Genomic DNA, 25,195 nt, shown 5'->3' with positions numbered 1-25,195 from the left:
TTGGCGATAGAAAATCATGCGCCGCGAGGGAGGGATACCCGACCGGACGTATGGGGCGGGAGGAACGGGTTGCCAGGTTGGCGCAATATTGCTTGGCCGACGTCAGCGCTGGTGTTGGCGCTGGCGACCGCACCGGTCGCCGCGCAGGGTGCCGCCGCGCCGGTCGCTCGCTTCGACTATGTCGCCTATTCGGGCACGCCCGATGCCGAATCGTCTGCCCTGAAACCCGGAGAATTTGCCAATCCGGTTCTCCCGGGGTTCCAGCCTGACCCGTCGGTCGTCCGGGTCGGCGACGATTATTATTTGGTCAATTCGACCTTCAGCTGGTTCCCAGGCCTGCCGGTCTATCACAGCCGCGACCTCGTCCACTGGCGCCAGATCGGCAATGCGATCGACCGGCCCGGCCAGCTGACGATCGGCAAGGTCGGGGTGACGCGCGGCCTGTTCGCGCCGGCGATCAGCCACCACGGCGACCGTTTCTATATCGTCAACACCTGCATCGACTGCGGGGGCAATTTCATCATCACCGCCGACGACCCGGCGGGGCCCTGGTCCGATCCGCACTGGCTGGATTTCGGCGGCATCGACCCGTCGCTGTTCGTCGATAACGACGGGCGCGCGTGGATCGCCTATAATGATGCGCCGCCCGGACCGCCCGAATATGATGGCCACCGGGCGCTGTGGATCCAGCAGATCGACCTTGCCGCGATGAAGATGGCCGCGACGCGCACCCTGCTTGTCGACAAGGGCGTCGTCGCCGCCGACAAGCCGGTGTGGGCCGAGGGGCCGCATATCTACAAGGTCGGGCGCTTCTATTATCTGACCGCGGCCGAGGGCGGCACCGCCGACCGGCACAGCCAGACGATCTACCGCGCCGAGACGGTGACCGGACCCTATGTCGCGGGTCCGCGCAATCCGATCCTGACCCAGCGCGACCTGCCCGAGGGCCGCGCGTGGCCGGTGCAGGCGACCGGCCATGCCGACTTCGTCGAGCTCGTCGATGGCAGCTGGTGGGCGGTGTTCCTCGCGACGCGCCCCTATGCGGGGCAACAGACCAATTTGGGGCGCGAGATCTTCCTGTTGCCGGTGGCATGGAAGGACGGCTGGCCGGAGATATTGCCGCCGGGGGCGGCGGTGCCGCCGACCGCCAGGCGCCCCGCCCTGCCGGCGTTCGCGGGCGACAGCCTCGACGACTGGCGCGACGAATTCGACGACAGCCGGCTGGCGCTCGACTGGATGATGCTGCGCACGCTGCGCGGGCGAAACTGGTGGAGCCTGTCGGACCAGCGCGGCGCGCTGCACCTGACCGCGCGGCCGGTCGCCGCGGGATCGCTGGACCAGCCGAGTTTCGTCGGCAAAAGATTGCGCCACCATGACGCGGTGATCGAGACCAGCGTCGCGTTCGCGCCGCAGGCGGTCGGCGACCGTGCCGGGCTGCTCGCGCTCACCGACGAGAATCATTTCCTCTTCCTCGGCCGCGAGCGGCTGGCGGACGGCGACGCGATCGTCGTGCGCCGCCGCGCCGGCGACGGCGAACCGGCGGACGGCGTGGTGACGGGCCGCGTCGCGCTCGCCGACAAGGTGCCGGGGGCGATCGACCTGCAGGTCCGCATCAGGCGCGACAAGGCCGACCTGCGGTGGCGCGTGCACGGCGCCGCCGACTGGCAGCAACTGGCGACCGGAGTCGACGCGTCGATCCTCGCGACCGTCGGTGCCGGCCTGTTCACCGGCGCGGTGATCGGCCCGCACGCCGCGCGCGCGGACGCGGCGCCTTGAACGCCCCCGCCCCCGTCCGCGTCGTCATATTGGGCGGCGGCACCGCCGGCTGGATGACCGCCGCCGCGCTCGCCAAATTGCTGCCCGGACAGGCCGACATCCAGCTGATCGAGTCCGAGGAAATCGGCATCGTCGGGGTCGGCGAAGCCACCTTGCCGCATCTGCGCGAATTCATCCGCCGCCTCGGGCTCGACGAGATGGAATTCATGCGCACCACCCGCGCGACCTTCAAGCTCGGCATCGACTTCGTCGATTTCGGCGCGATCGGCGAGCGCTATATTCATCCCTTCGGGGCTTATGGCACCGACATAGCGGGGGTCGGTTTCCACCATTATTGGCTGCGGATGCAGGCCGCGGGACAGGTCCCGCCGATCTGCGATTTCTCGCTGCCGATCGTCGCGGCACGCGGCAAACGCTTCGCCCCGGTCCCGGAGGGCGGCGACCTCCTCGATAGCAGCTACAGCTATGCCTATCAGTTCGACGCCACCCGCATGGCGCCGATGCTGCGCCGCTTCGCCGAGGCGCATGGCACCCGGCGCACCGAGGGCAAGGTCGTCGCGGTCGAACGCGACGCGGCAAGCGGCGATGTCGCCCGGCTGCGCACCGATCGCGGCGATGTGATCGAAGGCGACCTGTTCATCGACTGCTCGGGCTTTCGCGCGCTGCTGATCGGCGAAACCCTGCAATCGCCGTGGGAGGATTGGTCCGAATGGTTGCCGTGCGACCGCGCCGCCGCCCTGCCCTGCGCCGCGCCCGACGGTCCGATCGAACCCTATACGCGCGCGACCGCGATGCCCGCCGGCTGGCGCTGGCGCATCCCGCTGCAGCATCGCGTCGGCAATGGCTATGTCTTTTCCAGCAACCATGTGTCGGAGGACGAGGCCTGCGCCGCGATCCTCGGCGCAGTCGAGGGCGAGCCGCTCGCCGACCCGCGCGTGCTGCGCTTTCGCGCCGGGCGGCGGACGAAAAGCTGGGATCGCAACGTCGTCGCGATCGGGCTCGCCAGCGGTTTCCTTGAGCCGCTCGAATCGACGAGTATCCACCTCGTCCAGCAGGCGGTGACACGGCTGGTCGAGCTGTTTCCGCAGCGCCGGATCGACGCGTGCGATCGCGACAGTTTCAACGCGCTGGTCGACCGCGAATATGACCGTATCCGCGACTTCCTGATCCTCCATTATCATGCAACGCGGCGCGACGATTCGGACTTCTGGAACCATGTCCGCACGATGGCGCTGCCCCCCGAACTCGAGCGCAAGATGGCGCTGTGGAAAGACAGCGGGCGGGTCGAACTCTATACCGAGGGCCTGTTCCTCGAGGCGAGCTGGGTCGCGGTGTACCTCGGCCAGGGGGTGATGCCGCGCGGTTACGACCAGCGCGCCGACATCCCGCCGCAGAACCGCATCGCGCAGTCGCTGGCGGACCTTGACGGCGCGATCCGGAGCCGCGTCGCGGCGTGGCCCGACCACGCTGAATATCTGCGGCAGGCGGGGGCGTGGGAGGCGGCATGACCGGCGCGCACGCCCAAACCCGATCGGTGCTGGTCATCGGCGACGGTATCGTCGGTCTCGCGGCGGCGATCGCGCTGCGCCGGGCGTTGCCGGGCGCGGCGGTCACGCTCGTCCAGCTGCCGGCCGATCGGGGAGGCTGGATCGACCGGCTCGGCGCGGCCACCCCGGTCATCCACAAATTTCACCGCCAGATCGGCCTCGACCCCCGGCTGTTCGCCCGGCGCGCCAAGGCCGAACCGGTTCATCTGCGACGCTATGTCGCGGCGGATGGCACCGCGGTTCGCGAGGCGGCCACCACCGCGATTCCCTTCGTCGAAGGCGTCGCGCTCCATCAGATCTGGCTCCGCCACCGCGCCGAAACCACCGACGCCACCCCCGATTTCGCCGCGATGCTGCTCGCGCTGCGCGACGCGCGCGGCGACGAAGGCGGTTTCGGCGCGCGTTTCGATGCCGCCGCTTATGCCGCCTTGCTCGGTGACATGGCGGCGACGCTGAACATCGTCCGGCGCGACGCTGCCGGCATTCGGGTCGAAACCGGCGGCAAGGCCATCCAGGGCATCGTCACCCCGGCGGGCGAAACGCTGACCGCCGATCTTTACATCGACGCCGCCGGTCCGCGCTCGCGCCTGCTGTCCGCACTGGGTGTTGGCTGGCTTGACTGGTCGCCATCGCTGCCGGCGCTGACGCTTGCCGTCGCGCCCGGAGGCGCCGGCGCGATCGGCGAGGAGGTGCTGACGACGGCATCCGACGCGCTGCACTGGCAAACCCGCCCATGGAGCGCGACGATCGCGGCGGGCGGCGACGCTCCCGGTCGTCTCGTGCAAAGCTGGCAAGGCAATGCCGTCGCGATCGGCGAGGCCGCGGTCCGCGCCCCGGTCGCCGACGGCAGCCTGCTGGGCAACGCGCTCGAGGACATCCTGCGGGTCATCGCGCTGCTGCCGCGCCCCGATGGCCAAGGCCGCGACACGCGCGAATATGTCCGGCGGACCGCCATCGCGCAGGATGCGCTCGGCAACTGGAGCAGCCTGTGCCTCGCCCCCGATGGCGCTGCGCGGTCCGACAGCCTGATCGCGATGCTGACGGCGTTCGACGCGCGCGGTCGCATCGCGGCCGCCGAACTCGACCCGATCGCCCCCGGCCAGTGGCTCGCGCGCCTGATGGCGCTGCGCCCGCCGCCGCGCCGCATCGACCCAACCGCGCTGGCGCTGTCCGAGGACATCGTCCGAACGACCATCGCCCGCGCGGCACCCCAATGAGAGGATCATGATGCGCAAGCATATCTGGCTGCTTTCCCTGATGCTATCGGCCTGCGCGGTCCAGAGCGGCGCTCGGGAAGCGCCGCTGCTGCTCGCCCCGGTCCCGCCCGAGGCAACCGCGCACCCCGAAAAATGGCCGGCGCCGACATGGCCTTTGCCGCGCGATGCCGCGACCGAGGCGCGCATCGCCGCGCTCATCGCGCGCATGACGGTCGAGGAAAAGGTCGGGCAGATCGTCCAGGCCGATATCGGCAGCGCCACCCCCGCCGACGCCAAAACCTATCATCTGGGATCGATCCTCAACGGCGGCAGCAGCGGCCCCGGGGGCGACGATTTCGCCGCGCCCGGAAAATGGCTGGCGCTGGCCGACGCCTTCTACGCGGCGTCGGTGGACAGCAGCGGCGGCGGGGTCGCGATCCCGATCATCTGGGGCACCGACGCGGTGCACGGCCACAGCAATATCATCGGCGCGACGCTGTTCCCGCACAATGTCGGGCTGGGCGCGGCGCGCGATCCCGATCTGATCGAGCGCATCGCGCGCGCGACCGCGCTCGAAATCCGCACCACGGGCATGGAATGGACCTTCGCCCCGACCGTCACCGTGCCGCAGGATTACCGCTGGGGCCGCGCCTATGAAGGCTATTCTTCGGACCCGGCGTTGGTCAGCGACTATGTCGGGCGGATGGTGCGCGGGCTGCAGGGTCCCGCCAATGGCAAGGACCTGCTCAAGGGCCCTTATGTCATCGCCTCGACCAAGCATTTTCTTGCCGACGGCGGCACCGTCGACGGGCGCGACCAGGGCGATGCGCGGATCAGCGAAGAGCAGCTCCGCGATATTCACGGCGCCCCCTATGTGCCCGCCCTCAGCGAGGGCGTCGCGACGATCATGGTCAGCTTCTCGGGCTGGAACGGGGTCAAGAACACCGGCAACAAGTCGCTGCTCACCGACCTGCTGAAAGATCATATGGGCTTCGACGGCTTTCTGGTCAGCGACTGGAACGCGCATGGCCAGGTCGCCGGATGCACCAACGCGTCGTGTCCGCAGGTGATCAACGCCGGGCTCGACATGGTGATGGCGCCCGACAGCTGGAAGGCGATGTGGACCTCGCTCGTCGCGCAGGCGAAGGACGGCACGGTGCCGATGGCGCGGCTCGACGATGCGGTCGCGCGCATCCTGCGCGTCAAGATGCGGCTTGGGCTGTTCGAGGCCGGCAAGCCGTCGAGCCGGCGCTATGCCGGGCAATGGGATTTGCTCGGTGCGCCCGACCACCGCGCGATCGCGCGCGAGGCGGTGCGCAAGTCGCTGGTGCTGCTGAAGGATCAGGGCGGCGTTTTGCCGATCAAGCCGGGCAGCCACGTGCTGGTCGCGGGGGACGCCGCCGACGATATCGGGCGCCAGTCGGGCGGCTGGACGATCAGCTGGCAGGGCACCGACGTCACCAACGCCAACTTCCCCGGCGCGACATCGATCTGGAAAGGGATCGACGATGCGGTGACGGCCGCAGGCGGCAGCGCCGAGCTGGCCCCCGACGGCGCCTACCGGAAAAAGCCCGACGCGGCGATCGTCGTGTTCGGCGAGACCCCCTATGCCGAATTCCAGGGCGACCTGAAAACGCTCCAGCTCCGCCCCGACCTGCGCGCGCCGTTCGCGACGATGCAGAAACTGAAGGCGCAGGGCGTACCGGTCATCGCGGTGATGATCAGCGGGCGCCCGCTGTTCATGAACCCCGAACTCAACACGGCGGACGCCTTTGTCGCGGCGTGGCTTCCGGGCTCCGAAGGCGCGGGCGTCGCCGATCTGCTGATCGCGGGCAAGGACGGCAAAGCGCGCTTCGACTTTACCGGCAAATTGCCCACCGCCTGGCCCGCCACCGCGCGCGCCGACGGACCGGTGCTTTTCCCCTTCGGCTATGGACTGGGGCTGGCGGACGACAGGGCATGGACCCGATTGTCCGAAGACCCCGGGGTCACGGACAGCGACAGCGGCACCAACTGGTTCGCGCGCGGCGTCCCCGCCGCGTCCTGGTCGCTGCGCGTGATGGACGGCGCGGGCGACACGACACGGATCAGCAGCGTCCCGGCCAAGGCGCTCGGCGGCCGGGTCACCGTCACCGCGACCGACCATATCGTCCAGGAAGGCGCGCGGCAGTTCGCGATCGCGGGCGGCCCCGCGACGGTCGAAGTGTCGAGCCACGCGCCCGTTGAACTGACACGCGAAAGCAATGGCGACTTGCTGCTGGTCGCGACGATGCGCGTCGACCAGCCCCCGGCCGAACCGGCGATGCTGGTCTTCAACCGGACCGCGATTCCCTTCGCCGCGCTGGCGACCGCGCCGCTCGGCGAATGGCGCAGCTATGGCGTGCCGCTCAAATGCTTTGCTGCTAAAGGCGCCGACATGACCAGGGTCGAGACTCCCTTCCGGCTGACCACCGAGGGCGCGGCGCGCTTCAGCCTCGCCGACGTCCGGCTGGCGTCGACCGCGGATGTCATGATCCCCTGCCCATGAGCGATTGGCTGGCCAGCGCCGCGCCGGTCGCCGCGGTCGAAGCGCCCGATGCCGCGGCGGCGCTGGCCGAGGCGGCGGCGCGCCCGCTGGTGCTGCGCGGGCTGGCCGCCCACTGGCCCGCTGTCGCTGCGGGCCGCGCCGGACCCGATGCGATGGCGCAATTGCTCAAAGGCTATGGCGAGGGCGCGGCGATGAACGTCTTCACCGCGCCACCGGGCATGGCCGGCCATTATTTCTATCGCGACGATATGGCGGGATTCAATTTCCGCACCGAACAGGCGCGCGTGGGGCCGCTGCTCGACCGGCTGCTGTGGGCGAGCGAGCAGCCCGCCCCGCCGAGCTTCTACGCCGGGTCGGTCGCGGCGGCCGATTTCATGCCGGGCTTCCTTGCCGACCACCGCCTTCCCCTCGACACCCCGGGGGCGACGCCGCGGATGTGGATCGGCAACGACAGCCATATCGCGACCCATTTCGACCAGTCGGACAATGTCGCCGTTGTCGTGTCGGGTGTCCGCCGCTTCGTCCTCTTCCCGCCCGAGCAGGTGGCGAACCTCTACCTCGGCCCGCTCAACAAGACCCCGGCGGGGCAGCCGGTGAGCATGGTCGCGGTCGACGACCCCGACCTCGCGCGTTACCCGCGCTTCGCCGGCGCGATGGAGGCGGCCCAGGTCGCGACCCTCGGCCCCGGCGATGCGATCTTCATCCCGTCGCTGTGGTGGCACAATATCCGCGCCACGGGGCCGCTCAACCTGATGGTCAATTACTGGCTCGACGCGCGCGCGGGGAGTTCGCCGCTGCTCGCCTTTGCCCATGCGCTGCTCGCGATCCGCGACCTGCCCGCCGCCGAGCGCGCGGCGTGGCGGACCTGGTTCGACCATTATATCTTCGGCGACGACGGCGCGGCGGCCGCCGATCATCTGCCGCCGCATGCGCGCGGCGTGCAGGGCGCGGCATCGCCCGAACGCGACGAGACGATCCGCAACTTCGTGCTGCGCGGGCTGATGGGGCCGCGTTAACGCGCGACCAGCCGCGCGATATAGTCGGCGTGCGGCGGCATCGCGCGGGCCTGCTGATCGAACACCGACGCGATCCGCTCCATCGCGGCGATGATCCGGTCGTCGTCGGTCGCATCGACCAGCGGGTCATAGCCGTCGGGTACAATATTCTGCCCCAGCATCACCGCCGCCCAGTTGGCGACGCCGAACAGGTCGTGGTCGAAACGGCGGATGCGGCCCTTGGTGCGGAACAGTTCGATCTTCTGTGCCAGGCTGTCGGGGATCTCCATCGCCGCCATGTCGCGCCAGAAGGACGTGTCGGTGCGCGCGGTCGCCTTGTAATGCAATATGATGAAGTCGCGGACATATTCATATTGATCGATCATCAGCCGGTTATATTCGTCGCGCTCGACCGCGCTGAAGCTCCTGTCGGGGAACAGCCAGAACAGCTTGTTGATCCCGGTCTGGATCAGATGGATGCTCGTCGATTCGAGCGGTTCGATGAAGCCGCCGGCGAGTCCCAGCGCGACGACATTGCCCTCCCACAAACGCTCGCGCACCCCGGCGGTGAAGCGCAGCTGGCGCGGTTCGGCGAGTTCTTCGCTGTCCAGATTGGCGAGCAGCGTGTCGCGCGCTTCGTCGTCGCCGGCATGGGCGCTCGACCAGACGATGCCGTTGCCGGTGCGGTGCTGGAGCGGGATGCGCCATTGCCATCCGAAACCATGCGCGGTGGCGCGCGTCGCGGGGATCAGCGGATCGGTCCGCGCCGACGGCACCGCGAACGCGCGGTCGCAGGGCAGCCAGCGCGACCAGTCGCGATAGGCGACCCCCATTTCCTTGCCCAGAAGCAGGCTGACGAAACCCGAGCAGTCGATGAAGAAATCGCCCGCGACATCGCGCCCGTCGGCGAGGCGCAACGCCGCGACATGACCGCTCCCGCCATCGCGCGCGACGCCCGTGATCCGCCCCTCGATGCGCTCGACCCCCTGCGCCTCGGCGCGGCGGCGAAGATAGGACGCGTAAAGCGCGGCGTCGAAATGATAGGCCGCCGCCATCTGGTGGAGCGGCGAGCGCGGGTCGCCGCTTTGCGGCGCACAGCCGCGATGGCGCACCGCGGCGGCGGTGATGAAATAGTCGGTAAAGGCCCCGATGCGCGGATCGTGGCGGTGCTTCAGCCAATATTGGTGAAAGGCGATGCCTTCGAAATTATGCCCCGGATCGCCGAACGGGTGGAGATAGCGCTCGCCAAGCGCGCCCCAGTCGACGAACTCGATCCCCAGCTTGAAGGTCGCGCCGGTTTCGCGGAGGAACTCGGCCTCGTCGATGCCGAGCATGTTGTTGAAATCGCGGATCGGCGGGATCGTCGCCTCGCCGACCCCGACGGTGCCGATCGCATCGGATTCGACGAGCAGGATGCGTCGCTGGCCGTCGTTCAGAAAGCGCGCCGCGGCGGCGGCGGCCATCCAGCCGGCGGTGCCGCCGCCGACGATGACGATGGTGCGGATGGGATCGGTCATTGGACGGCCTCGCGGGGCAGGACTTCGAAGCGGACATCGGCGGAAAAGGCCTCGCCGGGCGTCACGACCGGCATCGCGCGGCCTTCGCCCGCAAGGTTCAGCGCATTGTTGCTGTGCGGCACCGGCTCGAAGCAGAAGAAGTCCGCCGACGCCGGGGTGTAGACGACGGCGCACGGCAGGTCGGAGGTGATGCGCAGCGCATAGGGGCGATCGGCCCACCATATCGCGGCGCGCCCGCCCCAGCCGTCATAACCATTGTCGAGGTCGGTCGCCGCCACCGCCAGGCCCTCGCGAAAATCGCGGTCCGCGCCGGGCGGCTCGGACCGCACGGGCAGGCCGTCGATGCCCGACCGCCAGATCGGCGACGCGGCAAATCGCAGATGCGCCCCCGCCGCGTCGAAATAGGGGTGCAGGCCGAACGCCAGCGGCACCGGGCGATCGGCGGCATTGGTCGCGGTCATCGCGATCTCCAGCCCGAACGCGGTCAGCCGAAACCGCTGCTCGGCGGCATAGGCCCATGGCCAGTCGGCACTGGCTTCATGTTCGTGACGCAGCAGCGCGCGGTCGGCGGCGCTTTCGATCACCCGCCACGCCCGCCGCCAACCGACGCCGTGGATCGCATGGCGGTCGGGCAAGGCGCTTGGCGGCAGTTGGTGACGGACACCATCCCACAGAAAGGCGCCGCTGCCGATGCGGTTCGAGAAGGGCACGAGCGGGAAACTCGCCATGTCGAGCGGGTTCCAGCCCGGGGCCGCCGCCGCTCGCGCGCCGTGGAGCATCGGCTGGCCATCGACCCGCCACGACAGGATGGCGCCGCCGGCGGCGGGGGCCAGCACCAGTTCCGCCGCGCCCGCCGTCAATCGCAATGTGTCGAACGGCGGCGCTGGCCTCATTCCCCCATTCCAGCCGAAGGCGTCCCTTCGCGCAAGACATAGACGGGGCCGATCTCGATCGCCTGCGCCGCTCCGGCGGTGTGCAGCGCGAGCTGTCCCTTGCCCGCGGCGAGCGCCAGCGATGCGGTGGTCCCGATCTGGTAGAGCCGCCAGTTCGGCCCGACGACCAATATATTGTCGGCAAAACCGTCATAGGGCGCGCCATTCTGCTGCACCCGGATCGTCAGCTTGCCCTGTCCGTCGGGGGTCGATGCCGACACGGTGCGCGCGAGGATCGCGATGCGCAGCCGGTCGCCAACCGCGATCCCATCGCGCAGCGGGACGGCGGCGCCCGCGTCATAGGCGTTGGTCCCCGCCGCGCTGACCGTCAGCAAGGTCCCGACGCGGCCATAGACGTTGGTCGTCGTCGCCTTCGCCACCTGTTTCTTGCCATAGAGCAGCCAGTCGCGGTTCGCCGGATCGTTGAGCAGGTCGCCCTTGCCCACCAGTTGCGGCGGCAGTTCGGGGTCGGCGGCGGGCACCGCCGGCGCCGCGGCCTGACGGATCGATTTGGCGCCCTCGACGACGATCACCTGGCCGATCTCGACCGTCTGCCGCGCACCCGCCAACTGGAGTCCGAGCACCGCCTGCCCCCTGGGCACATCGCGATCGGCCGTCGCGGCGATTTCGTAGAGCCGCCATTCGGACCCGACGGTCAGGACGGTGTCGCCGAACCCCGCATAGGGCGCGACATTCTGCTGAAAGCGGACGCCGATCCGCCCCTTGCCGTCGGGCGCGTCGGACTTGACCGTGCGCGCCCAGAAGGCCGCGACATAATCGCCCTTGCCGCGCAGCGCGGTGCGAATCGGGACATTGGCGCCGGCGTCATAGGCCGCGACGCCCAGCGACTGCAGCGTGAATTGCATCGCCGCGCCGCCGCCGGGAATATCCGCCGATTTGACGATCTTCGATTTCATGATCGTGCCGAAGGTCGACCAGTCGAGCGCCGACGGGTCGTTGATCAGAGTGCCCGGCAGGCTGTCGTCGAGCGCCTGCAGTTCGGCTGTAGGTTGCCGCTCGCCGGCCGCGACAGGGGCCGGCGACGCGGCGGCGGATGCCGGCGCGGTGGTCGCATCGGGAAGCCCGACCGCGCCGCGCAGTCCGGGCAGCCACGCCTTCTTGTCGCTGTCATAGAAGGGAAAGGTGTTGGTATAGGCCCACATGCACATGCCGACGCCGAGCGGGGCGAAGGCCTTGGTCACCGCGGCATGATATTGCACCCGTTGGTCGAGCGGCACCGTCGTATGCGCGCCCGTCTCACCCATGAAGGGCAGCAGGCCGGTGCGCGCGGTGTAATCGCGAATCTTCTGGACATCGCGCACCAGCCGTTCGGCATCGTCGCCGATGCCATAGGCGCGACCGAGCGGCGGCGACGGATCGACCCATTCGGCGCCCTGATGGGTGAACTGGAACGGCTCATAATAGTGAAAAGTCGGATAGACATTCGGATCGTCGGGCAGCGTGAGCGTCGCGAGGGAATCGATCCCGCTCCAATATTCGCCGCCGATGATCACCGGCCGGTCGGGATTGGTCGCGCGCACCGCGGCGAGCGCCGGCGACAAGGCTTCGAGCAGGTTGGCGTTGGTGAATTTGTCGTGCGGTTCATTCTCGAGTTCGAACCACAGCGTCGCGGTCGGCTGCCCGGCAAAGGCGACCCCGATCTGTTTCCAGATGCCGGCGAAGCGGGGGGCGCTGCCGATCGGGTCGCTGTGCATCGATTCGAAATTATGGCTGTCGAGGATGACGTTCAGCCCCGCCGCCTGCGCCGCGCCGACGACATGCTTCACGCGCGCGAGGAAGGCGGGTTCGATCGTATAGGGGGCATTCTTCGCGGCATGGCTGTCCCACCGCACCGGCAGGCGGATCGTCTTGAAACCCGCCCCGGCGATATTGGCGAAATCCGCATCGGCGATCGCATGCCCGCCCCATCCCGTTTCGGTCGGCGGCTCGAGGCTGTTGCCCATGTTGATGCACTGGCCGACCGGCAGGCCGCGCGGCGCCGCCAGACCGGCGGCGGGCAACGACAGGCACGTCATCGCCGCGATCAGGACCATCGCCTTCTTCATCCCCGTTTCTCCCTTCGACTGTCATATCGTTCGCAGTTCGCACATATTTGGTAGCGCTACCAGCACGCGAGGTCAAAGCGATACTGCCACGATCCGATCGCGGCATCGTTAGGGGCGCGCCGCACCGCGGCCGCCGATATTCCGCTGGCGCGGGAAGGAAATCGCGTGCGCGATTTTTGCGATGGGGAGAAATGGCGCACCCGAAGGGATTCGAACCCCTGGCCTCTGCCTTCGGAGGGCAGCGCTCTATCCAGCTGAGCTACGGGTGCGCAGACGGCGGCCTCTAGCAAGGGAGCGGCACGCCAGCAATGGCCTATCGACGCTGCGCCGCGGATGTGCGAAGCGAACCCGAGATGGCGCAGGGGAGCGCAGGTGAAAGCATCCGAGCATAATTGGCCGATGGCCGCCGACCTCTATGGCGAAATGCAGCTCGAGGCGCATCCGCCCGCGCGGCACAGCGCGCGCGACTATATGCACGGCGTCCTCGTCACCGCGATCGCCGCCCTCGCCGCCGCCTGGCTCGCCGACCATTATGCCGTACCGCTGGTGCTGATGGGGCTGCTGATCGGGCTGGCACTCTCTTTCCTGTCGCAGGACAAGCGCACCCACGCCGGACTCGACCTGATGTCGCAGACCGCGCTTCGCATCGGAATCGTCCTTGTCGGCGCCCGCATCACCGCCGCGCAGCTCGTCGATCTCGGGCCGCTGCCCTTCGCGCTGCTGGTCGCGATCATGATCGCGGTGATCGTCATCACCGTCGCCAGCGCGCGACTGTTCCGGCAGGACCGCCACGCCGCGCTTCTCGCGGGCGGCGCGACCGCGATCTGCGGCGCCTCGGCGGCGCTCGCGCTTTATTCGCTGATCGGCGACAAGCGCGTCGACCAGGCGCGCTTCACTTTGACCCTCGTCGGCATCACGGTCGCCAGCGCGCTCGCGATGACGCTCTATCCGGTGCTCGCGGCGCAACTCGGGCTGACCGACGCGCAGGCGGGATTCCTGATCGGCGCGTCGATCCATGACGTCGCGCAGGCGATCGGCGGCGGATTTTCCTTCTCGGCGCCCGCCGGCGAGGTCGCGACGATCGTCAAACTGACCCGCGTCGCGCTGCTCGCACCGATGCTGATGCTCGTCGGGCTGTGGCTGGCGCACAGCAAGGACGATGCGGCGGGCAAGACGCGCATCCCGCTACGCCTGCCCTGGTTCATCCTCGGCTTTCTCGCCATCGCCGCGATCAATTCGCTCGTCGCGATTCCCAAGCCGTTCACCGACGGGGCGGCGACCGCGGCGCAGGCGCTGCTGTTGCTCGCGATCGTCGCGACCGCGATGAAGGCGCGGCTGCATTTGCTGCTCGACCAGGGCTGGCGCAGCTTCGCGCCGATCATCGTCGCGACGGTGACAAGTTTCCTGCTGTCGTTGGGGGGCGCACTGTTGCTGTGACGGCGTGACGCCAACGTAAGATACTGAGATATAACCTTCGTCATTGCGAGGAGCCGACGGCGACGCGGCAATCCAGAGCAGGCGGCAACCGCCATGGATTGCTTCGCTACGCTCTTAATGACGACGTTTGTCAGTTCTTCGGCAGCGCCCAGCTGACCGTCAGCTGCGATGCGCGGCGCGGGATGTCGAGCTTGGCCTCGCTGAAATTGACCTTCTCGTTCGGGGGCAGCATCCGCACCGGCGGCTTGATCGTCCAGCTATAGACGATCGTGCCCTGCGCATCGCGCAGCTCGGCGAGGATCGGCGGCACGCGCTGTTCGCGGTCGGTCGGATTGATGATCACCCCCGACGCGGCGAAATAGATCGTCCCGTCGGCCAGTTCGCGATGATCCTGGTTCGGCGGCAATTCGATGACGAGGTCGGGTTCGTCGGCGAGGCCGGGAATGCCCAGCCCCTGCGCCCAGCTCGGCAGCCCGAAATAATAAAGGCCCGCGGTCGCGGCGACCATCAGCGCGGCGGCGCCCGCGGCGATCAGCGTCCAGCGCTTCGCCGGGTTGCGGCGCGGGCGGCGGAAAGGCAGCGGCGCCTCGGCGTCGGTGACCGTAACCTTCTGCTCGACCGGGGGCGCGGCGAACGCGGCGGACGGCGGGGTTTCGGCCGGCGCGCGCGCGATCGCGGGTGTCGGCGGCGGCGAGGCGGGCGGCGGCGCCGCCGCGACGGGGGCCTCGGGCACCGCCGGTGCGGCGGGCGCATCGGGTGCCGCAACCGCCGCGTCGGTCAACAGCATCTCGCCCGGCGCCGCGGGTTCCTGGAACCAGCTATGACGGCAATTGGCGCAGCGCACGGTGCGGCCGTTGGCGCCGATCGCCGTATCGGGAACGACATAGCGGGTGTGACAGGACGGGCAGGCGAGGATCATGAATCCCTCTAAACACGCCGATTCGCGGGTTGCAAGCGCCGCGTCATTCCGGGCGGTCTACTCGGCGCTTGTCACTGTGGGAAAGCCATGTAACAGGCGGCATCATGGACGCCGACGCTGCACCTTTGCCTAGCGCGGATCGGGGCGCGCGCCGCCCCGGGGTGACGCCATGACGGACAGCGCCGGCCCGCGCCCCGGCGGCGCGATGGTCGAATTCGACCGCGTCGGGCTGCGCTACGGCCCCGACGCCGAGGTTCTCGCCGACATCAGCTTCAACCTGCAACCCGGCAGCTTCTATTTCCTCACCGGCCCGTCGGGTGCGGGCAAGACGTCGCTTTTGAAGATGCTCTATCTGGCGCAGCGCCCGAGCCGTGGCCTGGTGCGGCTGTTCGGCGAGGATCTGGTGTCGATGCCGCGCCAGCGCCTGCCCGGTTTTCGCCGCCGCATCGGGGTGGTGTTCCAGGACTTCCGGCTGATCCCGCATTTGAGCGCCCGCGACAATATCGCGCTGCCGCTGCGCATCGCCGGGGTCAGCGAAGAGGATCTGTCGGGTCCGGTCGGCGAAATGCTGAGCTGGATCGGACTCGACGACCGTGCCCATGCGCGCCCGGCGACGCTGTCGGGCGGCGAGCAGCAGCGCGTCGCGATCGCGCGCGCGGTGATCGCGCGCCCGCAACTACTCGTCGCCGATGAACCAACGGGCAACGTCGACCCTGAAATGGCGATGCGCCTGCTCGGATTGTTCGAGGCGCTCAACCGGCTCGGCACCACCGTCGTCGTCGCGACCCACGACATCCACCTGATCAGCCGCATCGACAATGCCCAGATGATGCGGCTGGAAAAGGGGCGGCTCGCCGACCCGACCGGGGCGCTGCGCTATCCGCCAGCGAACAAGGTGTGACGTCTTGATCATTCCGCGCGTTCCCGTCCAGCACCGCCGCCTGCTGCCCGACCGCCGCCTGTCGGGGCCGACGCCGTGGGTGATCGCGATCCTGATGATGCTCACCCTGCTCGCGGCGGGTGCGGGGGTCGGGCTGGCGCGCGCCGCGAACAACATCGGGGACGCGATCGCGGGGCGGGTAACCGTGCAGATCGTTACTGCCAACCCCGTCACCCGCGCCGAGCAGGCCGCCGAACTGCGCCGACAGGCGCTTGCCGCACCCTATGTCCGCACCGCGCGTAACGTCGGGCAGGACGAATTGCTCGCGACACTAAGCCAGTGGCTCGGCAGCGCCAGCGGAGACGACCCGGTGCTGCGCTCGCTCCCCCTGCCCGCGCTGGTCGATATCGACTTCGTCGGCGGCGAGCGCGCGGGCCAGCTCGCGCAGCTCCGCGCGCTCGTCGCGCGCGCCGCCCCCGGTGCTCGCATCATCCCGCACGCCGAATGGCTCGGCCCCGTCGCGCGGTTGATCCGCAGCCTCGCCTGGATCGCGGCTGGCATGGTGCTGCTCATGACCCTCGCCAGCGGCGCGGTGGTGATCATGACCGCTCGCGCCGCGCTTGGCACCCATTATGCGACGATCGAGATGCTCCACCTGATCGGCGCCACCGACCGCCAGATCACCCGCCTGTTCCAGCGCCGCATCGCGATCGACACCGCCTACGGCATCGCGCTCGGCACCGTCGTCGCCGCGGCGATCATGCTGCTGATCGGCTGGCAATGGTCAGGGGTGACATCGGGGCTGGCGGCAACCGCCTCGCTGGGGCCGATGGGCTGGGCGCTCTTGCTGGCGCTGCCGCTATTGGCTATCGCGCTCGCAGCCCTGACCGCGCGGTTGACCCTGCTCTCCGCGCTCAAGAAGATTTTATGATCAAGCGCCTCATTTCCCTCCTGTTCCTGGCCTGGGTGCTCGGCTTTGCTTGGTTCGCACTGCTGCCGCCGCTGCCCGCCGGCGACCAGAAGACCGACGCGATCGTCGTGCTGACCGGCGGCCCGGGGCGCATCGACCGCGCGCTCGAACGGCTCGAAGCCGGGGACGCCAAGCGCCTGCTGATCAGCGGCGTCGCGCGCGAGGTGAAGCCGCGCGAGCTTGCCGCCGAGTATAAACGGCCGCAGGCACTGTTCGATTGCTGCATCGCGCTGGGCTTCGAGGCCGAGGATACGCGCTCGAACGCCACCGAGGTCGCGACCTGGGTTGCGCGGCGCAACTACAAGAGCGTGCGGTTGATCACCACCGACTGGCATATGCGCCGCGCCGAATATGAACTCGGCCGCGCGGTCGGCGGCAAGGTGACGATCGTCCCCGACGCGGTGCGCAGCCAGCCGAGCTTCGCGACCCTGTTCCGCGAATATCATAAATATCTCGCCGGGCTGGCGGGCGGGCTCCTGGGCCTTTAAGAGCGGCGCCGATGCGCTACACCGTCGCCCTCTTCCGCTCGATCCTTTTCTGGATGCTGTTCTTCCTGATCAGCAGCTTCAGCTCGATCGGCGCGGTCATCTCGCTGCCGATCTCGCACAAGGCGACGATCTGGTTCGTGCGCGTCTGGGCGAAGGGGCACCGCCTCTTCTGCCGCTTCGTCCTCGGCCACCGCATCGTCGTCGAGGGCGCAATGCCCGACATCCCCGTCCTCTACGTCTTCAAGCATGAGGGCGCGTTCGAAACGATCGAACAACCTGGGCTGTTCAAGCACCCCGCGGTCTTCGCCAAGGAACAGCTGTTCAACATCCCCGTCTGGGGCAAGGCGGCGCAGTTTTACGGCCTGATTCCCGTCGACCGCGACGGCGGCGGCAAGGCGATGCGCGCGATGCTCGGTGCGGCCAAGGCTGCGCTCGCCGCGGAACGCCCGCTGGTGCTGTTCGCCGAGGGAACACGCGTCCCGCACGGCGAAGCACCGCCGCTGCGCCCCGGTTTCGCCGGCATGTACCGCCTGCTCGGTATCGACGTCATCCCCGTCGCGGTGAACAGCGGCCTCGTCTATCCGCCGCGCCGCTGGGTCAAATGGCCGGGCACGATCACCTACAAGATCGGCGAGACCATTCCCGCCGGCCTGCCGCGCGAGGAAGCCGAGGAGCGCGTCTGGCGCGCGATCAACGCGTTGAACCCGCCGGAAGCGTTGTTGGCAGGCTACAAAGCCCCCTGATTGCCGTTCGGAGGCTGAGCGCTTGGCTTAGTGCCGCCGCCCAAAGTCTGGCGCCGCATCATCCTGGCCCTGTTCGATAATCGACCGCCGTATCGCGCGCGTCCGCGTGAACCACTCCTCGAGCTTCGCGCCGTCGCCGCGGCGGATCGCCTGTTGCAGCACGGTCAGATCCTCGTTGAAGCGCTGCAAGGTCGCGAGCACCGCATCCTTGTTGGCGAGGAAGACGTCGCGCCACATCACCGGGTCGCTCGCCGCGATGCGGGTGAAATCGCGGAAACCGCCCGCCGAATATTTGATCACCTCGCTCTCGGTAACCTCTTCGAGCTCGCTCGCGGTGCCGACGATCGTATAGGCGATCAAGTGGGGCAGATGACTGGTCACCGCGAGCACCAGATCATGGTGCGCGGCGTCCATGACATCGACTCTGGCGCCGAGCGCCTCCCAGAAAGTCGTGAGCGCAGCCACCGCATCGGCGGGGGCGTCGGCGCCGGGAGTGACGATGCACCAGCGTCCGTCGAACAGGCTCGCGAAACCCGCCGCCGGGCCGCTGTTCTCGGTTCCCGCGACCGGATGCGCCGGAATGACGGCATGATCGGGCAGCACCTTCGCCAACGCCTCGGCAACGCTCGTCTTCGACGATCCGACGTCGGAGATGATCGCCTCAGCCTTCAGCCCCGGCGCGATCGCGGCTGCCGCGTCGGCCATCCGCCCCACCGGCACCGCCAGAATGACCAGGTCGGCGCCGGCAACCGCCGCGTCGGCGGTATCTGCGATATGGTCGCACAGGCCAAGCGTCCGTGCATGGTCGCACACATCGGCGCTGGCGTCATGGCCGGTCACCATCACGCCCGGCAGCCGGTCCTTGATCGCGCGCGCGATCGACGAGCCGATCAGCCCCAGTCCGACGATCGCGACCCGCTCGACGCTGCGCGCCATGCGCGTCAGCCTTCGACCGCGGCGCGGATCGCCGCCGCGAGCCCGCGCGTCTCGTCTTCGGTACCGATCGTCATGCGCAGCGCCCCCGGCAGTCCCTGCCCCGGCAGCCAGCGGACGATATAACCCGCGTCCATCAGCCGGTTGTAGACCGTCTCGGCGCTGACATCGCCTTCGAACAGCACCAGCAGGAAGTTGCACGCCGACGGCACGACACGCAGGCCATGGTTGCCGAGGCTTTCGATCTCGCCCGCCAGCCAGGCGCGCCATTCGGCATTATGCTCGCGGCTATGGCGCACGAATTCCTCGTCGCCGAGCGCCGCGACCGCCGCCGCCTGTCCCGCACGCGTGACGTTGAACGGGAGGCGAATGCGGTGCAGCGCCGAAATCACGTCGGCAGCAGCATAGCCCCAGCCGATCCGCTCGGCCGCCAGCCCGTGAATCTTCGAAAAGGTACGCGTCACGAACACATTGGGCTGCGTCTTCGCCAGCTCGAGCCCGCCATCGTCCTCTTCGGCCGACAGATATTCGCTATAGGCCTGGTCGATCACGAACAGCACATCTTTCGGCAGCCCTGCATAGAGCCGTGCGACCTCTTCGCGCGTCGCGAGCGTACCCGTGGGATTGTTCGGGTTGGCGAGATAGACGACGCGCGTCTTGTCGGTCACCGCCGCGAGCAAAGCATCGACATCGGTCGCATAGTCGCGGTCGTCGGCCTCTACCGGCATTGCCCCGACGCGCCGCGCGGCGATCTCGTAGACCGCGAAACCATAACGCACATAGAGGATCTCGTCGCCCACCCCGGCATAGGTGCCCGCCGCGAGGTGGAGCAATTCGTCCGACCCGTTGCCGCAGATGATCCGCGCCGGATCGAGCCCGAACTTCGCCGCGATCGTCTCGCGCAACACCATCGACCCCGGATCGGGATAGCGGGACAGCGCATCGGCATCGGTCTGCGCGGCGGCGAAGGCTTCGCGCGCCTTGGCGCCGGTACCGAGCGGATTTTCGTTCGCGCTGAGCTTGATCAGCGGGCGACCGTCGGCGCCGGCCGACTTGCCGGGCACATAGGGGGCGATGCCGCTGATCCACGGCTTGGGGGTGAGGGTCGGGGTCGTGTCGGTCATGCCGCGGCGTTTAACGTCTGAGCGTCGCGAGTCCAGCACGTTGACAGCCCCCGCACACCCGCTTAGCTCCGCGCGCATCATGGCGAGCGCGCTCCACCAGATATCGCACCAGAGCGTGACGATCCCGACCCCGCTGCCGCTCGACAGCGGCCAGTCGCTGCCGTCGGTGACGATCGCCTGGCAAAGCTATGGCGCGCTGAACGCCGACAAATCGAACGCGATCCTGCTGTGTCACGCGCTGACCGGCGACCAATATGTCGCGAGCGACCATCCCGCGACGGGCAAGCCCGGCTGGTGGGCGCGCATGGTCGGCCCCGGCAAGCCGATCGACACCGACCGCTTTCATGTCATCTGCGCCAATGTGCTCGGCAGTTGCATGGGGTCAAGCGGCCCCGCGACCCCCGATCCGGTGACCGGCGCGCCGCTCGGCATGGCCTTCCCGGTGATCACCATCGGCGACATGGTGCGCGCGCAGGCGATGCTGCTCGATCATCTCGGGATCGACCGGCTCCATGCGGTGGTCGGCGGCTCGATGGGCGGCATGCAGACGCTCGCTTGGGCGGCCCACTATCCCGAACGGCTCGAACGCGCGCTGGTGATCGCCAGCGCGGCGCGCCATTCGGCGCAGAATATCGCGTTCCACGAGGTCGGGCGGCAGGCGATCATGGCCGATCCCGACTGGCAGGACGGCAATTATTACGACAAATTCTGCATGCCCACGAAAGGCCTCGCGGTCGCGCGCATGGCGGCACACATCACCTATTTGTCCGAAGAAGGGCTGACCGAAAAATTCGGCCGCCGGCTGCAGGCGCGCGACATCAAGAGCTTCGGCTTCGACGCCGATTTCCAGATCGAATCCTATCTCCGGCATCAGGGGCTCGCCTTCACCGATCGCTTCGACGCCAACGCCTATCTCTATATCACCCGCGCGATGGATTATTTCGACCTCGCCGATCCGCACGACGGCCGCCTCGCGGGCGCCTTTGCCAAGGCGAAGGATGTGCGCTTCACCCTCGTCAGCTTCGATACCGACTGGCTCTATCCGACCGCCGAATCGCGCCGCATCGTCCAGGCGCTGCAAAGCGTCGGCGCCGCCGCGAGCTTCGTCGAGCTGTCGGCGCCCTATGGGCATGACAGCTTCCTGCTCGACGTGCCCGCGCTCGACCGGCTCGTCGCGGGCGCTTTGGGAAGCGGATACTGATGGCCTTGCGTCCCGACCTCGCGATCATCGCCGACGCCGTGCCGTCATCGGCACGGGTGCTCGACGTCGGCTGCGGCGACGGCGAGCTGATGGAAGCGCTGCGCGCCAAGGGTGTCGACGCCCGCGGGCTCGAGATCGACCCGGCGAACGTCACCGCTGCGATCGCGCGCGGCCAGTCGGTGGTGCAGGGCGACGCCAACCGCGACCTCGCCGACTATCCCGACAACGCGTTCGACTATGCGATATTGTCGCAGACGCTGCAGACGACCGAACGCCCCGACCTCGTCATCGACGAACTGCTGCGCATCGCCCCGCGCGCGTTCGTCAGCTTCCCCAATTTTGCGCATTGGCGGGTGCGGCTCGCACTTTTGTGGGGCGGGCGGATGCCGGTGACGCGGCTGCTGCCGGTCGCCTGGTACGAGACGCCGAACATCCACCATGTCACGGTCAGCGATTTCCGCGACCTGATCGGCGCCAAGGGCATCGGCGTCGAGGCCGCCTGGTATCTGTCGGGCGACAAGCCGACGAGCGACGCCGCCGCGAGTTGGCGCGCCGAGCATGCGATTTTTCTGATCGGGCGGGCCTGATCTTTCTGACCGTCGCCCCCGCGAAGGCGGGAGCCGCTATCGGCCTTGCACTGTCACGCAGGAATGAACCTCCAACGGCCCCCGCCTTCGCGGGGGCGACGATATCAATCCTTCTTCGCCAGCCCGTTCGCCAGCAGGTCGTTGGCGACGCGCGCGATTTCCTCGATATCGACGCCCTCATCCCACAGCCCGTATCGCATGCCGAGAAAGACATTCATGCCGCCGATCGCCCAGGCGTGGATTTCGCCGACGTCGGCGCGAATCTCGCCGCGCGCCGCGCCGGCCTCGAGCCGCTGGCGGACGCGTGCGACGGTGGTTTCATAATGGCGGCGATAGCTGGCGTAATCGACGAATTCGGCCTCGTCGATGATGCGATAGATTTCCTTGTGGTCGCGCACGAAGCGCAGGAAGGATTCAAGCCCGATGCGTTCGGCGGCGATGCCGTCGGGCGCGGCCTGGACGATCGGGGTCACATAGTCGCGCAACTGCTCGCTCATATAGCGGACGAGCGCCTGGAAGATTTCATCCTTCGAATCGAAATAGGTGTAAAAACTGCCGAGCGCGGTGCCGGCGCGACGCGTGATGCCGCTGATCGACGCCTCGTGGAATCCCCGCTCGCCGAACTCGATCGCCGCGGCGTCAAGCAGTTTGCGCAGCGTCCGCCGCCCGCGCTCGGTACGCGGGGTCTTGTCGGGATTGCCCGCCTCGCCACCCTTGCCGGGCGCGGAACCTCGCGGCTGGTCCATCATCTGCCTTCCCGTCCTCCCCCACGCCGTCCGTTCCGTCGCTCGAACGGCACGGCAGCGTGGCTTTTTCGCATCACCCGCCGTCAAAAGACAGCCGATATATTTTCCAAGTTGAAACTTGGTTCATGTTTCATTATTGGGTGAGGCGCGGCTTGGCAAGACCAGGCCCAAGAAAATCGAAAGGCGGCGATTGGCCGCCGCGACTGGGAGAGACTTCATGCGCCACACCGCCCGCGCCTTGCGCGCCGCCTGCCTTGCCACGAGCGCGCTGTCGCTGCTCGCCTTCACCCCCGCCGCCTTCGCGCAGGAGGAAGGCGCGAGCGCCGACACAGGCGACGGCGACATCGTCGTCACCGCGCGCCGCCGCGAAGAATCGCTGCTCGATGTGCCGATCGCGGTCACCGCCTATTCGGGCGCGGCGCTGGAACAGTCGGGTGCGTCCGATATCACCGCGATTTCCGACACGACGCCCAACGTCACGCTGGAAAATTCGCGCGCGACCAATTCGACGCTGACCGCCTTCATTCGCGGCGTCGGGCAGCAGGATCCGGTCGGCGGATTCGAGGCCGGCGTCGGCATCTATCTCGACGACGTCTATCTCAACCGCCCGCAGGCCGCGGTGCTCGACATCTATGACGTCGAGCGGATCGAGATTTTGCGTGGCCCGCAGGGCACGCTCTATGGCCGCAACACCATCGGCGGCGCGGTCAAATATGTCACCAAAACGCTGCCACAGGATTTTTCGCTGAAGCTGCGCGCGGCCTATGGCACCTATGATCAGGCCGAGGGCGTGATTACCGTCAGCGCGCCGGTTGGCGACCTGCTCCGTGTCGGCGGGTCGGTTGCGCGGTTGTCGCGCGGCGGGTTCGGCAAGAATCTGACGACCGGGCTCGACAACTATAACAAGGATGTCTGGGCCGGGCGGGGCACCGTCGAATTCGGCGGCTATGGCGAACCGGTCCTGATCCGCATTTCGGGCGACTACGCCAAGGACAAGTCCGATCCGCGCGGCGGCCATCGCCTGATCCGCAGCCTTCAGACGGGCACGCCGGTGCTCGACGATGTCTATGACACGCGCGGCGGCCTCATCACGCCCAAGCAGGATATCGAGGCTTACGGCCTCGCGATGAATGTTTCGGCCAATCTGTCGGACACGGTCACGCTGCGCAGCATCAGCGCATGGCGCAAGGACACCACCTTCGGTCCGATCGATTTCGACGCGCTGCCCGCCGTCGACGTCGACGTCCCCGGTTTCTACAAGAACGAACAGCTCAGCCAGGAATTCCAGCTGCTCTATGAGAGCGACAGGCTGAACGGCCTCGTCGGCTTCTACTATCTCGACGCCAAGGCGATCACCAATTTCGACGTGCTGCTCTACACCACGGGCAACCTGCTCAGCCTCCCGCAATTCTCGTCCTACACCGGCGGCACGGTCAAGACCGCCACCTGGTCGGTGTTCGGCGATTTCACCTATGACGTCACCGATCAGCTTTCGGTCTCGCTGGGCGGGCGTTACACATCGGACGTGCGCAACGCGCGCATCCTGAAACAGCGCCGTATCTTTGGACCCGATCCGCAGCTCGGCGGCGTCGCGCCGGTGGCGCTGGTCACCGATTCCGATTTCAAGGGATCGCGCAAGTTCACCAAATTTACCCCGCGCGCCTCGGTCTCGTTCAAACCCACCGACGACCACATGATCTACGCGTCCTATTCGAGCGGCTTCAAGGGCGGCGGCTTCGACCCGCGCGGCAACTCCACGGGCGCACCCGACACCAATCGCGACGGGGTGCGCAGCTATCAGGAGATCTTCGATTTCCTGACCTTCGATCCCGAAACCGTCGACAGCTATGAACTGGGGTATAAGGGTTCACTGTTCGATCGCCGCCTGCGCCTGGCCGTCACCGCCTTCCGGGCCGATTACAAGGACGTCCAGATTCCCGGATCGGTCGGCGTCGACAATAATGGCGACGGCGTGTTCGAAACCTTTGCCGGCATCACCACCAACGCCTCGAAGGCTCGCCTGCAGGGCGTGGAAGTCGAAAGCTCCGCCACCCTGGCCCGCGATTTCGCGGGCGACGGATCGGCGATCAATCTGGCAGGGACGCTCGGCTATATCGACGGCAAATATCTGAAGTTCATCAACAATCTCGGCGTCGATGTCGCCGATTTCCGGCGCATCCAGAACACGCCCGAATGGACGGCGTCGGGCACGCTGTCGGGGCAGTTCCCGGGCTTTTCCGGCTCGATCAATGCGTCGACCACGCTGTCCTACCGCAGCAAGACCACCCAGTTCGAAACCCCCAGCCCCTTCCTCGACCAGAAAGGCTATGCCCTGTGGGATGCGAATCTGGTCTGGTCGTCGAGCGACGACGGCTTTTCGATCGGTCTCCACGCCAAGAACATCCTGGACAAACAATATAAGACCTCTGGTTATCAGTTCGTCGCCGTCAACCCGACGACGGGCGTGCCGATCCTGACAGCAGCCGGCAATGTGACACCCAGCCTGGGCCAGGAGGGCGTCGTCACCGCCTTCTACGGCAACCCGCGGCAGGTGTTCGTCACCGGCACGGTCAAATTCTGACCGGCGGTTTCAAGCGAAAAAGGGGGAAAG

20 protein-coding genes and 1 tRNA gene are annotated in these 25,195 nt (G+C 67.9%); 13 read left to right on the top strand and 8 right to left on the bottom strand.

Annotated features, from left to right (window positions below):
• The first annotated feature begins 69 nt into the window (after nt 1-69).
• The 5 genes from EEB18_RS10975 to EEB18_RS10955 are packed head-to-tail and all read left to right on the top strand — an operon-like array spanning nt 70 to nt 8,062.
• Nucleotides 70-1,776, top strand: coding sequence for a glycoside hydrolase family 43 protein (locus EEB18_RS10975; RefSeq protein ID WP_262408212.1), 1,707 nt, complete (start codon nt 70-72; stop codon nt 1,774-1,776).
• Nucleotides 1,773-3,284, top strand: coding sequence for a tryptophan halogenase family protein (locus EEB18_RS10970; protein WP_262408211.1), 1,512 nt, complete (start codon nt 1,773-1,775; stop codon nt 3,282-3,284). Before EEB18_RS10975 ends, EEB18_RS10970 begins: the two co-directional genes overlap by 4 nt.
• Entirely contained in the window at nt 3,281-4,540 is a 1,260-nt protein-coding gene (locus EEB18_RS10965; RefSeq protein ID WP_187139233.1) for a tryptophan 7-halogenase, read from the top strand. Before EEB18_RS10970 ends, EEB18_RS10965 begins: the two co-directional genes overlap by 4 nt.
• 7 nt (nt 4,541-4,547) lie before the next feature.
• Nucleotides 4,548-7,046 carry a glycoside hydrolase family 3 protein gene (locus EEB18_RS10960; protein ID WP_262408210.1) on the top strand — a complete coding sequence of 833 codons (2,499 nt, stop codon included), beginning with the start codon at nt 4,548-4,550 and terminating at the stop codon, nt 7,044-7,046.
• Nucleotides 7,043-8,062: a cupin-like domain-containing protein gene (locus tag EEB18_RS10955; RefSeq protein ID WP_187139234.1), complete on the top strand. Its 1,020-nt coding sequence runs from the start codon at nt 7,043-7,045 to the stop codon at nt 8,060-8,062. The genes EEB18_RS10960 and EEB18_RS10955 overlap by 4 nt, the downstream gene beginning before the upstream one ends.
• Here EEB18_RS10955 and EEB18_RS10950 read toward each other — a convergent pair.
• The 4 genes from EEB18_RS10950 to EEB18_RS10935 form a co-directional block, all read right to left on the bottom strand.
• The gene (locus tag EEB18_RS10950; RefSeq protein WP_187139235.1) at nt 8,059-9,558 is read right to left on the bottom strand and encodes a tryptophan halogenase family protein; all 1,500 of its coding nucleotides are present in this window, start codon (nt 9,556-9,558) and stop codon (nt 8,059-8,061) included. The two genes, EEB18_RS10955 and EEB18_RS10950, sit on opposite strands and share 4 nt — an antisense overlap.
• Complete coding sequence (locus EEB18_RS10945; protein ID WP_187139236.1) at nt 9,555-10,451, bottom strand: aldose 1-epimerase; 897 nt, start codon at nt 10,449-10,451, stop codon at nt 9,555-9,557. Before EEB18_RS10945 ends, EEB18_RS10950 begins: the two co-directional genes overlap by 4 nt.
• Nucleotides 10,448-12,556, bottom strand: a complete 2,109-nt coding sequence (locus EEB18_RS22550) for a glycoside hydrolase family 5 protein (protein WP_262408209.1) — start codon at nt 12,554-12,556, stop codon at nt 10,448-10,450. The genes EEB18_RS10945 and EEB18_RS22550 overlap by 4 nt, the downstream gene beginning before the upstream one ends.
• A gap of 192 nt (nt 12,557-12,748) precedes the next feature.
• Nucleotides 12,749-12,825, bottom strand: a tRNA-Arg gene (locus EEB18_RS10935).
• Nucleotides 12,826-12,955: 130 nt separating this feature from the next.
• On the opposite strand from EEB18_RS10935, the gene EEB18_RS10930 reads away from it, so the two are divergent.
• Nucleotides 12,956-13,993: a YeiH family protein gene (locus tag EEB18_RS10930; RefSeq protein WP_410468133.1), complete on the top strand. Its 1,038-nt coding sequence runs from the start codon at nt 12,956-12,958 to the stop codon at nt 13,991-13,993.
• 130 nt (nt 13,994-14,123) lie between these two features.
• Here EEB18_RS10930 and EEB18_RS10925 read toward each other — a convergent pair whose 3' ends face one another.
• Nucleotides 14,124-14,912 carry a zinc-ribbon domain-containing protein gene (locus EEB18_RS10925; RefSeq protein ID WP_187139238.1) on the bottom strand — a complete coding sequence of 263 codons (789 nt, stop codon included), beginning with the start codon at nt 14,910-14,912 and terminating at the stop codon, nt 14,124-14,126.
• Between the two features lie 169 nt (nt 14,913-15,081).
• Here EEB18_RS10925 and ftsE point away from each other — a divergent pair, with 169 nt between their 5' ends.
• Genes ftsE through EEB18_RS10905 form a run of 4 tightly spaced genes read left to right on the top strand, consistent with a single transcriptional unit; the run spans nt 15,082 to nt 17,993 of the window.
• On the top strand, nt 15,082-15,813 hold the full coding sequence (gene ftsE / locus EEB18_RS10920) for a cell division ATP-binding protein FtsE (RefSeq protein ID WP_056342035.1): 732 nt from the start codon (nt 15,082-15,084) through the stop codon (nt 15,811-15,813).
• Between the two features lie 4 nt (nt 15,814-15,817).
• Complete coding sequence (locus EEB18_RS10915; protein WP_187139239.1) at nt 15,818-16,723, top strand: cell division protein FtsX; 906 nt, start codon at nt 15,818-15,820, stop codon at nt 16,721-16,723.
• Nucleotides 16,720-17,250, top strand: a complete 531-nt coding sequence (locus EEB18_RS10910) for a YdcF family protein (protein ID WP_187139240.1) — start codon at nt 16,720-16,722, stop codon at nt 17,248-17,250. The genes EEB18_RS10915 and EEB18_RS10910 overlap by 4 nt, the downstream gene beginning before the upstream one ends.
• 11 nt (nt 17,251-17,261) lie before the next feature.
• A complete protein-coding gene (locus EEB18_RS10905) occupies nt 17,262-17,993 on the top strand; it encodes a lysophospholipid acyltransferase family protein (protein ID WP_187139241.1) in 732 nt (243 codons plus the stop codon).
• 27 nt (nt 17,994-18,020) lie between these two features.
• On the opposite strand, the gene EEB18_RS10900 is transcribed toward EEB18_RS10905, so the two are convergent.
• Nucleotides 18,021-18,929: a prephenate/arogenate dehydrogenase family protein gene (locus EEB18_RS10900; protein ID WP_187139242.1), complete on the bottom strand. Its 909-nt coding sequence runs from the start codon at nt 18,927-18,929 to the stop codon at nt 18,021-18,023.
• Between the two features lie 5 nt (nt 18,930-18,934).
• A complete protein-coding gene (hisC, locus tag EEB18_RS10895; protein WP_187139243.1) occupies nt 18,935-20,050 on the bottom strand; it encodes a histidinol-phosphate transaminase in 1,116 nt (371 codons plus the stop codon).
• Nucleotides 20,051-20,129: 79 nt separating this feature from the next.
• Here hisC and EEB18_RS10890 point away from each other — a divergent pair, with 79 nt between their 5' ends.
• Nucleotides 20,130-21,251, top strand: a complete 1,122-nt coding sequence (locus EEB18_RS10890; protein WP_187139244.1) for a homoserine O-acetyltransferase MetX — start codon at nt 20,130-20,132, stop codon at nt 21,249-21,251.
• Nucleotides 21,251-21,838 (top strand): methionine biosynthesis protein MetW, encoded by a 588-nt coding sequence (metW, locus tag EEB18_RS10885; protein WP_187139245.1) that lies wholly within the window; start codon nt 21,251-21,253, stop codon nt 21,836-21,838. The genes EEB18_RS10890 and metW overlap by 1 nt, the downstream gene beginning before the upstream one ends.
• A gap of 104 nt (nt 21,839-21,942) precedes the next feature.
• On the opposite strand, the gene EEB18_RS10880 is transcribed toward metW, so the two are convergent.
• Nucleotides 21,943-22,584: a TetR/AcrR family transcriptional regulator gene (locus EEB18_RS10880; protein ID WP_187139246.1), complete on the bottom strand. Its 642-nt coding sequence runs from the start codon at nt 22,582-22,584 to the stop codon at nt 21,943-21,945.
• A gap of 217 nt (nt 22,585-22,801) precedes the next feature.
• Here EEB18_RS10880 and EEB18_RS10875 point away from each other — a divergent pair, with 217 nt between their 5' ends.
• The gene (locus EEB18_RS10875; RefSeq protein WP_187139247.1) at nt 22,802-25,165 is read left to right on the top strand and encodes a TonB-dependent receptor; all 2,364 of its coding nucleotides are present in this window, start codon (nt 22,802-22,804) and stop codon (nt 25,163-25,165) included.
• Nucleotides 25,166-25,195 lie beyond the last annotated feature (30 nt).

It is taken from the genome of Sphingopyxis sp. OPL5, assembly GCF_003797775.2.
Taxonomy (GTDB): Bacteria; Pseudomonadota; Alphaproteobacteria; order Sphingomonadales; family Sphingomonadaceae; genus Sphingopyxis.
Note: the sequence above shows the minus strand (reverse complement) of the source record. Positions and strands in the feature narration are given on the sequence as shown.